This is a genomic window from Nocardiopsis coralliicola, from assembly GCF_054779695.1.
On the sequence record NZ_BAAGXT010000019.1, the window covers coordinates 40757 to 53609 of the forward strand.

General features: G+C 72.2%; 7 protein-coding genes. 1 reads left to right on the forward strand and 6 read right to left on the reverse strand.

Translation table 11 applies throughout. The features are described 5' to 3' along the window. Positions 1-216 precede the first annotated feature (216 nt). The 4 genes from ftsE to ACYVGT_RS15225 form a co-directional block, all read right to left on the reverse strand. Positions 217-906, reverse strand: a complete 690-nt coding sequence (ftsE, locus tag ACYVGT_RS15210) for a cell division ATP-binding protein FtsE (RefSeq protein WP_460858607.1) — start codon at positions 904-906, stop codon at positions 217-219. Positions 907-1298: 392 nt separating this feature from the next. Next, complete coding sequence (prfB, locus tag ACYVGT_RS15215) at positions 1299-2414, reverse strand: peptide chain release factor 2 (RefSeq protein WP_460858609.1); 1116 nt, start codon at positions 2412-2414, stop codon at positions 1299-1301. A 110-nt stretch (positions 2415-2524) separates the two neighbouring features. Then, positions 2525-7429, reverse strand: coding sequence for an NAD-glutamate dehydrogenase (locus ACYVGT_RS15220; RefSeq protein ID WP_460858611.1), 4905 nt, complete (start codon positions 7427-7429; stop codon positions 2525-2527). A gap of 787 nt (positions 7430-8216) precedes the next feature. After that, positions 8217-8918, reverse strand: a complete 702-nt coding sequence (locus ACYVGT_RS15225; protein WP_460858614.1) for an HAD family hydrolase — start codon at positions 8916-8918, stop codon at positions 8217-8219. Positions 8919-9442: 524 nt separating this feature from the next. Here ACYVGT_RS15225 and ACYVGT_RS15230 point away from each other — a divergent pair. Next, positions 9443-10534 (forward strand): protein-L-isoaspartate O-methyltransferase family protein, encoded by a 1092-nt coding sequence (locus ACYVGT_RS15230; protein WP_460858616.1) that lies wholly within the window; start codon positions 9443-9445, stop codon positions 10532-10534. Positions 10535-10555: 21 nt separating this feature from the next. Here ACYVGT_RS15230 and pruA read toward each other — a convergent pair whose 3' ends face one another. Both pruA and ACYVGT_RS15240 read right to left on the reverse strand, forming a co-directional pair. Then, on the reverse strand, positions 10556-12184 hold the full coding sequence (gene pruA, locus ACYVGT_RS15235) for an L-glutamate gamma-semialdehyde dehydrogenase (RefSeq protein ID WP_460858618.1): 1629 nt from the start codon (positions 12182-12184) through the stop codon (positions 10556-10558). A 123-nt stretch (positions 12185-12307) separates the two neighbouring features. Beyond that, positions 12308-12769 carry a DUF6912 family protein gene (locus tag ACYVGT_RS15240; RefSeq protein WP_460858620.1) on the reverse strand — a complete coding sequence of 154 codons (462 nt, stop codon included), beginning with the start codon at positions 12767-12769 and terminating at the stop codon, positions 12308-12310. Between the last annotated feature and the right edge of the window lie 84 nt (positions 12770-12853).

Consider the following 12853-nt stretch of genomic DNA (forward strand, 5'->3'; position numbering starts at 1 on the left):
GCGGTCGAAGGGGCGGGGCGGTGCCCGCTCGGTGCTGTGGTGGCCCGGCCGGCGGCCGGGACGTCGAGATCGGACCGGCCACCGATGGCCGCTGCGCCGCGCTTCCGGGCCCTCGTCCTCCTACCGCTGCGGGCGGGAGCACTGCGGGCTGCGGGGCGGCACCGCTGCGGCCGGCGGGAACGCCGGGGTCGGGGCGCCCGGGTCAGGGCAGTGGGATCAGTACGCCTGGCCGTAGACGCCGCGGGTCTGGTCGCGGACGACGACGCCGTCTTCCAGCTCGATCACGCGCTTGCGCATCGAGTCGACGATGGCCGCGTCGTGGGTGGCCATGACGACGGTGGTGCCGGTCCGGTTAATGCGGTCCAGAACCTTCATGATGCCGATCGAGGTGGCCGGGTCGATGTTGCCGGTGGGCTCGTCGGCCAGCAGGATCTGCGGCCGGTTGACGAACGCCCGGGCGATGGCGACGCGCTGCTGCTCACCGCCGGACAGCTCGTCGGGCATCCGGTCGGCCTTGCCCTCGAGGCCGACGAGCTCGACGACCTCCGGGACGACCTTGCGGATGAACCGGCGCGGCTTGCCGATGACTTCGAGCGCGAAGGCCACGTTCTCGAAGACGTTCTTGTTCGGCAGGAGGCGGAAGTCCTGGAAGACGCAGCCGATACGGCGCCGCAGGTGCGGCACCTTCCAGTTGGACAGGCGCGCGAGGTCCTTGCCCGCCACGTGAACCCTGCCGTTGGACGGCTTCTCCTCCTTGAGGACGAGCCTGAGGAAGGTGGATTTACCCGAGCCGGACGGGCCGACCAGGAAGACGAACTCCCCCTTGTCGACATCGATGGAGACATCCTCGAGCGCGGCGCGCTTCTGGGTCGGGTAGACCTTGGTGACGGTTTCGAAGTGGATCACAGGAGCATCACAAGGTTCTCGAGGTCGGGGCACTCCGGCGGAGTTCGCGGTTCCGCGCGGAGCAGTACCGGCCGGCAGCTACCGGCCGCTGGGCCAAACGACAGTGTAGAGGCGTCCGCAACCGGAATGTCCTCGATCGCGCAGGCGCCCGAACAGCATTCCGGCGCCGGTGCGGCGCACCGGCCGGGCGGGTCCCACCCGGTGCCCAGGGCACCGTGCGGCACCGCGCCGGCCACCTGGCGCATCGGCCACAGCCGTCCCGAAGGCGGGGCGGCCGAAACGAGCATATCGGAAGTGTCAACCCAACGTAACATTCCCGCATCGCGACCGGCATGTCGGCCGCCGCATCCGCTGCCTCTGGTAGCTCCGGGAGCCCCGAACGGGCGGGGCCGCTACTCGGCCTCGGCGCCGCCGCCCCGCATCCACCGGATCTCGGCGTCGATGAACGCGTCGATGTCGCCCTCCAGGACGCCCTGGGTGTTTCCGGTCTCCACTCCGGTCCGGGTGTCCTTGACGCTCTGGTACGGGTGCAGCACGTAGTTGCGGATCTGGGTGCCCCAGCTGCTCGTGCCCTCGCCGCGCAGCTCGTCCAGTTCGGCCCGCTCCTCCTTGCGCTTGCGCTCCAGCAGCTTGGCCTGGAGCATCCCCATGGCCGTCGCCTTGTTCTGCAGCTGCGAGCGCTCGTTCTGGCAGGAGACGACGATGCCGGTCGGCAGGTGGGTGATGCGCACCGCCGAGTCGGTGGTGTTCACGCCCTGGCCGCCGGGGCCGGAGGACCGGTAGACGTCGATCCGCAGGTCGCCGTCGTCGATGTCGATGTGGTCGCTCTGCTCGACCACCGGGACGACGTCGATGCCGGCGAACGAGGTCTGCCGCCGGTTCTGGTTGTCGAACGGCGAGATGCGGACCAGCCGGTGGGTGCCGTGCTCGCCGCGGAGCGTGCCGTAGGCGTAGCCCGCCTTGACCGCGAACGTCGTCGACTTGATCCCGGCCTCTTCGGCGTAGGAGGTGTCGTAGATCTCCGTCGCGTAGCCGTGCTTCTCCGCCCAGCGCAGGTACATGCGCTGCAGCAGCTGCGCCCAGTCGGCCGCGTCCACTCCGCCGGCCTGCGCGTTCACGGTGACCAGCGCCTCGCGGGCGTCGTAGGGGCCGTTCAGCAGGGTGCGGACTTCCAGCTCGCCGATGTCGGCGCGGAGCGTGTCCAGCTCGCGGTCGGCTTCGGCCCGGGTGTCGGCGTCGTCCTCGGCTTCGGCCAGCTCGTAGAGCACGCCGAGGTCCTCCAGCCGGCGGCCGATGCCGGCGACCTTGTTGACCGTCGACTCCAGGTCGGACAGCCGCCGCGTGACCGCCTGCGCCCGCGCGGGGTCGTTCCAGAGGTCGGGGTCGGCAGACTGCTCGCGCAGTTCGGCGATCTCGGTGTTCTTGGCGTCCAGGTCGAGCACCGCCTCGACACTGGCGAGCGTCGAAGCGAGGTCCTTGAGCTTGTCTGCGGGGTTGAGGTCTGCCACGGCATCCGATTCTAGGGGTTGGGGAAGGCCCGGGCGTGCGCCGCCGGTTCGGCCGTGCACGCCCGGGCCCCTGTTCGCAGACTCCGAATCCGCTGCGCTCGCTGCGCGGACTACTCTCCGGTGAGGGAGCGCACCGCCCGCAGCGCCACCGAAAGGGTGGCCAGGTCGAAGCGCTCGGTCTCCCAGATCTCCGAGGTGGTCTCCCCGGCGCGCTGCACCGCTTCCAGGTTCTGCTCGGTCCACTTCGCCGCCAGGTCCTCGGCCGACTCGCCGGCCTCGCCGGAGAGCAGCACGTCCCGGGTGAGCTCGGCGTGCGTGGCGTAGAGGTCGTCCCGGACCGCCGAGCGGGCCATGGTGGTCCACCGGTCGTCCCGCGGCAGCGCGATGATGCGTTCCCGCAGCCGGGTGACCTGCAGCCGGTCGGCGAGGTCGAAGTAGACCTCGGCGACCTCGCGCACCGGCCGGCCGGTCTGGTCGGCGACCGAAACCAGGTCGAACACCGTGTAGGCCGGCACCATCGAGGCGACCCGCTCGGCCAGCTCCGCGGGCACCCCGCGGCCGGCCAGCGCACTGCGCCGCTCGGTGTAGGCGGCCAGGTCGCGGCCCTGGAGCAGGTCGGGCAGCTGCGGCACGATCGCCGCCGCCGCGTCAGCGAAGAACGCCACCTCGTCGTCGATGGAGAACGCGCCGCTCCGGTTGCGCAGCAGCCAGCGGGTGCAGCGCTCGGTGAGCTTGCGCGCCTCCAGCAGCATCTGGAGCTGGGTGTCGACGTCGATGGTGTGGTCGAGCTCCTCGACGGCGGCCCAGAACTCGCGCAGCCCGAAGACCTCCATCGCCACCAGGTAGGCGCGGGCGATGTCGGCGGCCGAGGCGCCGAGCTCCTCGTTCATCCGGAACGCGAAGGTGGAGCCGGACCGGTTCACCATGTCGTTGACGACGATGTTGGTGATGATCTCCGACGCCAGCGGGTGCTTCGGCATGGCGTCGGCGAACCTCTCGCGCAGCGCCGTCGGGAAGTACCCGGTGAGGAACTGCTGCAGGTAGGGGTCGTCCGGCAGCGCACTGCTGACGATCCGCTCCTTGAGGTTGATCTTGGTGTAGGCGATGAGCACCGCGAACTCGGGGCTGGTCAGCCCCTGCCCGCTGGAGCGCCGCGCCGCGATCGCCTTCTCGTCGGGCAGGAACTCCAGCGCGCGGTCGAGCTCGCCGTCCCGCTCCATGCGGCGCATGTAGCGGGACTGGACGTGCAGCATCTCGCGGGTCTGCTTGCGGGCCGCGGCCAGCACCACGTTCTGGTCGTAGTTGTCGGCCAGCACGAGGTCGGCGACCTCGTCGGTCATGCCGAGGAACAGGCGGTCGCGCTCCTCGGCCGACAGCCGGCCCTCGCGCACCTCCCGGTCGAGCATGATCTTGATGTTGACCTCGTGGTCGGAGGTGTCGACACCCGCCGAGTTGTCGATGAAGTCGGTGTTGACGCGGCCGCCGGCCAGTGCGTACTCGATCCGACCCAGCTGGGTGAGGCCGAGGTTGCCGCCCTCGCCGACCACCTTGCAGCGCAGCTCGGCGCCGTCGACGCGGACCGGGTCGTTGGCCTTGTCGCCGACGTCGGCGTCGCTCTCCACCTGCGACTTGACGTAGGTGCCGATGCCGCCGTTCCAGAGCAGGTCCACCGGCGAGCGCAGGATCGCGCGGATCAGCTCGAACGGGGCCAGCGCAGCGGTCTCGGAGGGGATGCCGAGTGCGGCGCGCATCTGCGGCGTGACCGGGATGGACTTCGCGGTGCGCGGGAACACCCCGCCACCGGGCGAGATCAGCTTCTCGTCGTACTCCTCCCACGTACTGCGCGGCAGCTCGAAGAGGCGGCGCCGCTCCGCGTAGCCGACGGCCGGGTCCGGGTCGGGGTCGATGAAGATGTGCCGGTGGTCGAAGGCGGCGACGACGCCGATGTGCTCGCTGAGGAGCATCCCGTTGCCGAACACGTCGCCGGACATGTCGCCGACGCCCACCGCGGTGATGTCCTGGCGCTGGACGTCGATGCCCATCTCGCGGAAGTGGTAGCGGACCGACTCCCACGCGCCGCGGGCGGTGATGCCCATGGCCTTGTGGTCGTAGCCCACCGAGCCGCCGGAGGCGAAGGCGTCGCCCAGCCAGAAGCCGCGCTCCTTGGCGATGGCGTTGGCGGTGTCGGAGAACGTCGCGGTGCCCTTGTCGGCGGCGACCACGAGGTAGGAGTCAACGCCGTCGTGCCGGACCACGTCGGCCGGCGGCACCGTCTCGCCGGCCACCAGGTTGTCGGTGACGTCGAGCAGGCCGCTGATGAACTGCTTGTAGCAGGCCACCACCTCGGCCTGGACGGCGTCGCGGCCGCCGCCGGACGGCAGCTGCTTGCAGACGAAACCGCCCTTCGCGCCGCTGGGCACGATCACGGAGTTCTTCACCATCTGCGCCTTGACCAGGCCCAGGATCTCGGTGCGGAAGTCCTCCGGCCGGTCCGACCAGCGCAGGCCGCCGCGCGCCACCGCGCCGAACCGCAGGTGGACGCCCTCCACCCGCGGCGAGTACACGAACATCTCGAACTTGGGCCGCGGGGCGGGCAGGTCCGGAATGGCGTGCGGGTTGAGCTTGAGCGCGAGGTAGGGGCGGCGCGCGCCGTCCTCGCCGGTCTGGAAGTAGTTGGTGCGCAGGGTGCCTTCGACCGAGGCGAGGAACGCCCGCAGGATGCGGTCGGAGTCGAGGCTGGCCACCTGGTCGAGCTCGCCGCGCAGCTCCTCGCCGATCGCGTCGGCGCTCTCCACCCGGCCGGCGCCGATCCGCGGGTCGAACCGGGCCTCGAACAGCCGCACCAGCAGCCGCGCGATGCGCACGTGCGCCGTGAGCACGTCGGCCATGTAGGAGGGCGTGAAGGTGCTGCCGGTCTGGCGCAGGTACTTGGCGTAGGCGCGCAGCACGGTGAGCTGGCGCCAGTCCAGGCCGCCGCCGAGCACCAGCGCGTTGAACCGGTCGGACTCGCCGCGGCCCTCCCACAGCGCGGTGAAGGCGTCCTCGAAGAGGAACTTCAGCCGGGTGGGGTCGACGTCGGCGGAGCCCGCGATCGGAGCCAGGCCGAAGTCGTAGATCCAGGCGCGCCGGGACTCACCGCCGGCCGCGGTGCCCGCGATGCCGTAGGGCCGCTCGTCGATGACCTCCACGCCCATGTTCTCCAGCAGCGGGAGCACGTGCGAGAGCGAGATCGGCGCGCCCTTGCGGTACAGCTTCAGGTGCCAGGGGGCGTCGTCGCCGTCGCCGCGCCGGTGCAGGTTGACACCGAGCCGGCCCTCGTCGAGCTCCTCGAGCCGGGTGATGTCGTCGACCGCGTCGGCGGCGCCGGTGTCGACCTTGTAGCCCTCGGGCAGGCCCGCGCCGATGCCGCGGGCGGCATCGGCGGCCCGGTCGGCGCCGTAGCGCTCGGTCAGCTCGGCGAGCAGGTCGTCGTCCCAGGAGCGGGTGGCGCGGATGACCTCCGCCTCCAGCGCGTCCTGGTCGACCTCGGGCAGCGACTGCTCGTCGCCGGAGCGCACGATGATGTAGAGCCGGGCCAGCGGGGCGGAGCCCACCATCACGCTGTGGTCCAGGGCCGCACCGCCGAACGCCTCGGTGAGGATCCGCTGCACGTTCATCCGGACCTTGGTGTTGTACCGGTCCCGCGGCATGTAGATGAGGCAGGAGACGTAGCGGCCGTAGACGTCGCGCCGGGTGAACAGGCGGGTGCCGCGGCGCTCGCGGAGCCGCAGGACTCCGCTGACGATCCGCTGCAGCTCGTCGACCGGGGTCGGGAAGAGCTCCTCCCGCGGGAAGCCCTCCAGGACCTCGGCGAGGTCCTTGCCGTCGTAGGACTCCGGGTCGAAGCCGGCCCGCTCCAGGACCGCGGCGAGCTTGCCGCGGAGCAGCGGGATCTGGCGGATGCTGACCGTGCTGGCCTCGTGGGTGAACAGGCCCAGGAAGCGGCGCTCGCCGACGACGCTGCCCTCGGCGTCGAACCGCTTGACGCCGATGTAGTCCAGGTGGCGCGGCCGGTGCACGGTGGCCCGCGAGTTGGCCTTGGTCAGCACCAGGACGTGCGGCTCGCGCGCCTTGGCGCGGACTGCGGGCGGCAGCACCGCGAAACTCTGCGAGACGTCGCCGTCCATCCGCAGGATGCCGAGCCCGGTACCGGCGCGCGGCGCGAGGGCGTCGTTGCCCTCGGCGTCGGTCACCAGGTCGTACTCGCGGTAGCCCATGAAGTGGAAGTGGCCGTCGGCCAGCCAGCGGAGGAAGTCGTCGCTCTCGACGGCCTCCTCGGCGCCGACACCGGCGGCGCGCAGCATCTGCTCGGAGCCCTCGATCTCGGCGGCGAGCTCGGTGGCGCGGGCGGCCATCCGGCCCTTGTCCTCGGCCACGTCGCGGACGTCGCCCAGAATGCGCTCGAGGTCGTCGGCGACCTGCTTGAGGAAGGTGGGGTCGGTCTGCCGGTCCAGTTCCAGGTGCATCCAGGACTCGGCGACCGGGGCGAGCCCGCCGACCGCACCCTGCGGCTCGACCTCGATCAGGCGGCCGTCGACCGAGCGCGCGACGCGCAGCTGCGGGTGGACGACCAGGCGCACGCCGATGTTGAGCCGGGCGAGCTCCATGGTCACCGAGCCCACGAGGAACGGGGCGTCGTCGGTGACGATCTGGGCGACCGTCGCGGAGGTCTCCCACCCGTCGGTCTCGGCGGAGGGGTTGAAGACGCGCACCTTGGCGCGGCCCTGAGGGCGCAGCTCCGCGAAGCGGAAGTGGGCGAGGGCCGGCTCGCACACGGCGGCGGCGGAGCGCTCCCGCAGCTCCTCGGGAGCGACGTGGCGGTAGTAGTGGCGGAGGAACCGCTCGGCGGCGCCGGGGGCGGAGAGCGCCTCGGGAAGCGCCTCCGCGCGGCCGGCGGCGTCGCCGCCGTCGCTGTTCCACTGCGCGAACGCCTCGCTCACCAGTGGGTCCTGAGCGGCGTCAGGCTGCGCGGGCATGGTCGATCTCACTCCTTTGTGAGTCGTCGTATGAGTCGTCGTGGCCGGGGTGGTGCTGCTCCGCGCCGGCGTGCGGTGTGCAGCGCGGCCGGAGAGGCATGGGATGTCGGGCGGTCGGGTCATGTGACTTGTGAAGATGTGTGAACGCCGACGGCTCCAGCGGTACCCGGGGGTCGCCCAGGGCCCGCGGCCGCCCCGTTCGCCCCCATGGCGGATCGGGGTCGGGGCTCGTCCGGCCGGACTCCGTCGTCCGACCGCCGCCACCAGACAGGCTACTCCGGTTCACAGGGGTTCACCCCACTCGACACCGCCGCCACCGTTAACAGTACGTAACCCCGCGTTTCCGGCGTCCGACCTCAGCGAGGGACAGGAGGTCCCACTCCGGACGGTACGGGGTGAACCGCGAACCCGCCAGAACCGGGACGGCGCGGTCCGTTTCCGGACATCCGCCCCAGCGGACCGGCTCCCGTCCGCGCAGGTACGGCACCCTGCCCGGGCCGGCGCCCTCCGACCGGCACCCCGCAGCGCGGATTTCGGGCAGGCCGGAGCGGGCGCGTTGAAGGGACGCGTCGGGGGCGCGGCGGGACGCGCGGAGGATGCAGCGGGGGCGTGGCCCAGCAGATGGCAAGCAGCGCGGATGCAGGATGACGCACCGCGGCGGAACCGGCGGGATCCGGTGGCGCCGCTCCCTTCCTACCCGATCGCCGCGCCGCAGGGGCGGATTCCGCGCAAACGCGTGCCGCCGCGGCGGGCCCCTGCGCCCCCGGCCGGGCGGGCCGGGCCGGGGTCAGCGGGCGGGCAGGGCGGTGGCGCGGCGGATCGCCGAGACGACCGACTGGGAGTCGGTGAGATCGGCCAGGACGTCGACGGCGCCGGCCGCGCGCAGCTGCGACTCGGTGGCCGACCCGCTGAGCACCGCGATCGGCGCGGCGCGGCCGATCACGGCGGCCTCCACGTCGCGCACCGAGTCGGTGATGTAGACGGTGGACTCCTCCGGGAACGCCACACCGCGGGCCTCCCCGGCGCGCATGCGGGTGAACTGGATGAGGCTGGCCTTGGGGTAGTGCTCCGAGCCGTAGCCGCCGACGGCGAGGTCGAGCATGCTGTCCAGGCCGAACGCGGCGAGCTTCGCGATCGCGTTGGGCATGATCGTGCCGGTGACCACGGTCTGGAGGGTGTCCTCCATCGCGCTGACGGCGAGCAGCGTCTCGGCGGCGCCCTGCGCCGCGCGGCCGCGGGCGGTGAGCTGGTCGCGGCGGCGGGCGAAGCCCTCGGCGAGGGCGTCGAGGAACTCGGCGAGCGGCTCCTCGCCGGGCTCGGACTCGACGTCGTTGCGGGCGAAGAACTCGAAGAAGACCTCGGAGTCGGTGCGGCCGGCGGTCGACGCCAAGTACACCAGGGGCACGCCGGTGACGCGCTCGAACGCCTCGGCATAGGCCGCGCGGGTAACCTGCGCGGCGTCGACAAGGGTCGGGTCGACATTCCACAAGACCAGGCGGCTGATGGCTCTACTCCTCAGGGCGAAGGGGGATCGGCGGGGGCAGGGATGCTCCCCCTATCTTGCCTCAACCGGCCCCACCGCCCCGACCCGCTGCCGCACACCCCGCGCCCGCCGCCCGCCCGTCCGCCTCCTGCGGCCGCGCGCCAACGCCCGCTGCCGGCAGCGCCCAACCCTCACCACGCGCCAGCAGGATGCCCCGCGCCCCCTGGACCAGGCACGATGACAAGAGAGTGGCCGATCCGGCCACCTGACAGCGCGGCCTGTCTCCGTTAGCGTTTTGCGCAAGCAGTTCTCTCCCCGTTTCCCATGCAGGAGGGGCCGTGCCATCTCCCCGCGTTGATCGGCCGCTTGCCCATCCCACGGCCGCCGAATGCCGTAAATGCGGCGGGTCAGGCGTCATCTGGGTGGCGAAGGACGGCACAGGGCCCTGGAAGAAGGAACCTGTCCCCTGCACCGACTGCGGTGGAAGCGGAGCGCTCTGAGTGGACCTCGAGGCAGAGCACCGTCGGCTCGTGGATCGGCTCGAGGCCGCGGAGTCGATTCGGGCGGCGTTCACGGCCCGGCCGCGGCACTGGTTCGTGCCCGACGTGATCTGGCCGGAGCCGACAGGGCTGCCTGTCATCCGCAGCCGGACACCGGACGCATGGGGCAACGCGGTCTACCAGGACGACGCGGTCACCACGCAGGCGAACGACGGCGGGGCCGGCCCCGTCAACACGCCGTCGTCTTCGTCGTCGGCGCCCCAGGTCATGGCCGACATGATTCAAGCAGCCGGGATTGCGAAGGGCATGCGCGTCCTGGAAGTCGGCACCGGCACCGGATGGAACGCAGCGGTCCTCGCCGTGCTGGCGGGCACTGAAGGACAGGTCACGAGCGTGGAGGTCGACCCGGGGATCGCCGAACAGGCCCGCCGCGCCCTCACCGGAACGGGGGTCCGAGTCGTGACCGGGACGCTGCAGGACGCGCCGGACACCTATGACGCCGTCGTCGTGACCTGCGCCATGAACCGCATTCCCGAGGAGATGGCCGGCTACCTCGCCCGGGGAGCACATGTCGTCGTTCCGTGGTCACCCGACCCGCACTCCTCCAGCACCCCGATCGCTGTTCTCAGCGCCGGTCAGGAGAACTCCGCCAGCCTGTCCGGAGGATTCGTACGCGAAGCGTCATTCATGCGGGCCAGGGAGCAGCGCCCGCAAGCCGGGCCGTTCCCCGGGTTAGGCGCTACACCGGATGCCGCGGCAACGTTCGAGGCCGGAGCTGGCGAGGTGATCGACTCCGGCGCGATGACCCCTCTCATGCTCATGCTGCCGGGGCTCCGCCTCGGCGTCGGCATGCGGCCGTTCGACGGGGTGCCGCAGAGGATCATCTACCTCGGCGCATCCGACGACTCATGGGCGTATCTATGGCCCGATGGGACTCTCACCTGCGGTGGTCCGGCGCCCCTCGGGGAGCGCCTCGCCGCCGCCTACCAAGCGTGGGTGTCTGCCGGGCTCCCTCCGGCGGCCGCCTTCCGACTGGACGCCGACCTCCGGCAGCAGGCGTACCGCGTCTCGGCCGCTGGCGTCGGTGAATGGGTCCACCGGGCGGACCAGGCAGCGCCGTGAAGGCGGCCGGCCCGCTGCCGGTCAGCCCATGTGCGGGTAGCGGTAGTCCGTGGGCGGGACGAAGGTCTCCTTGGTGGCGCGGGGGCTGGCCCAGCGGGTGAGGTTGAAGATGGAGCCGGCCTTGTCGTTGGTGCCGGAGGCGCGGGCGCCGCCGAAGGGCTGCTGGCCGACGATGGAGCCGGTGGGCTTGTCGTTGACGTAGAAGTTGCCGGCCGAGAAGCGCAGGGCCCGGTCGGCCTCGGCGATCGCGGCCCGGTCGCGGGCGATGACGGCGCCGGTCAGGGCGTAGGGGGCGACGTCGGCCATCTGGGCGAGGACCTGGCTGTAGCGGTCGTCGTCGTAGACATGCACGGCGAGGATCGGGCCGAAGTACTCGGTGCGGAACACCTCGTCCTCGGGGTCGGCGGCTTCCAGGACGGTGGGCGCCACGAAGTAGCCGGTGCTGTCGTCGGCGGTACCGCCGGCGAGGATGCCGATGCCGTCGGTGGCGCGGGCCCGCTCGATCGCGGCGGTGTTCTTGGCGAAGGCGCGGTCGTCGATGAGGGCGCCCATGAAGACGGACAGGTCGCCGGTGACGTCGCCCATGGTGAGGCCCGCCACCTGGTCCAGCAGGTCGCCGCGCATCCGCGCCCACACGCTGCGCGGCACGTAGGCGCGCGAGGCCGCCGAGCACTTCTGCCCCTGGTACTCGAAGGCGCCGCGGATCAGCGCGGTGCGCAGCACATCGGGGTCGGCCGAGGAGTGCGCGACGACGAAGTCCTTGCCGCCGGTCTCACCCACGATGCGCGGGTAGGAGCGGTACCCGCCGATGTTGGCGCCCACCCCGCTCCACAGCCGCTGGAACGTTGCCGTGGAGCCGGTGAAGTGCACGCCCGCCAGGTCCGGGTGGCCGAGCGCGGACTCGGACACGGCCGTCCCGTCCCCGGTGACCATGTTGATCACCCCGGGCGGCAGGCCCGCCTCCTCCAGCAGGCGCATCAGGTGCCAGGCAGAGAAGGTCTGGGTGGGTGCGGGCTTCCACACCACGGTGTTGCCCATCAGCGCGGGCGCCGTCGGGAGGTTCCCGGCGATCGCCGTGAAGTTGAACGGGGTGACGGCCAGGACGAAGCCTTCGAGCGGGCGCAGTTCCTGCCGGTTCCACGTGCCGCGCGGGGAGAGCGGCTGCTCCTCGTACAGGCGGCGGGCGAAGGCGACGTTGAACCGCCAGAAGTCGATGAGCTCGCAGGCGGCGTCGATCTCGGCCTGCTGGACCGACTTGGACTGGCCGAGCATCGTCGCGGCGTTGACGGTGGCCCGCCACGGGCCGGCGAGCAGGTCGGCGGCGCGGAGGAAGACGGCGGCGCGGTCGTCGAAGGGCATGTCCCGCCACGGCTTCGCGGCCGCCAGCGCGGCGTCGATCGCCTCCTGGACCTCGCCGGTGCGCGCGTTGGGCATGTGCCCGAGGACGTGGGCGTGCCGGTGCGGGACGACCGCGGCGACCGGCTCGCCGGTGCCGGTCCGCTGGTCGCCGCCGATGGTCTGGGTGAGGTCGTGCTCCGACGACTCCAGGCGGGCGATCTCCGCGGCCAGTTCGGCGCGCTCGGGCGACCCCGGCGCGTAGCCGAGGTTCGGCTCGTTCACGGGTGCGGGTACACGGGTCACGGCGTCCATGGCGTCGCCTCCGATCTGCGGTGAGCGGTGGTGCGAGCGGTGGCAGGGGTCGTACCCGGCTCCGCCGCCTCCATAATCCCGGCACCGCCCCGCGGCGCCCTGCAGGCGCGCACGGGCCCGCGATCAGGGGCGCACCGACGCCTCCTGCACGAGGTAGGGCAGCTCCTGGACGGCGTACCACATCAGGGCGTGCTCGTCCTGTCCTCCGGACTCGGGGTCAGCGGCCGCCGCGGCGATGGCGGACTCCGCGCCGGCGTCGTCGACGTGGACCGCGGCGAAGCGCTTCACCGGCACCGTCCCGTCGACGCGGACCGCCGCCGGGGCCTCCTCCGGGGCGGGCGCAGCGATCCGGTCGGGCACGTCGGCGGCGACCACGACGCGTCGGCGCGGCGCGTCCGGGTCGGCCGCGAGCAGCGCCAGCGAGGCGTCGCCGGCGGACAGCAGCGCCTCGTAGGCGAGCTCCTCCTCGTCCCCGCCCCCGGGCAGCACCTCGGCGGCGTAGGCGGTCAGCGGGCCGCCGCCGAACCCCCCGGCGTCGAGCGCGTCGGCGAGGGCGGTGAGGGTCGTGGGCAGGAAGATGCGCATGGCAGAAGTCTGCCAAAGCCGCGCCGCGGGCGCGCCCGGCACGCGGCCGGGCGCGCGGCGGCGGTCCCCGGGACGGGCGGGACG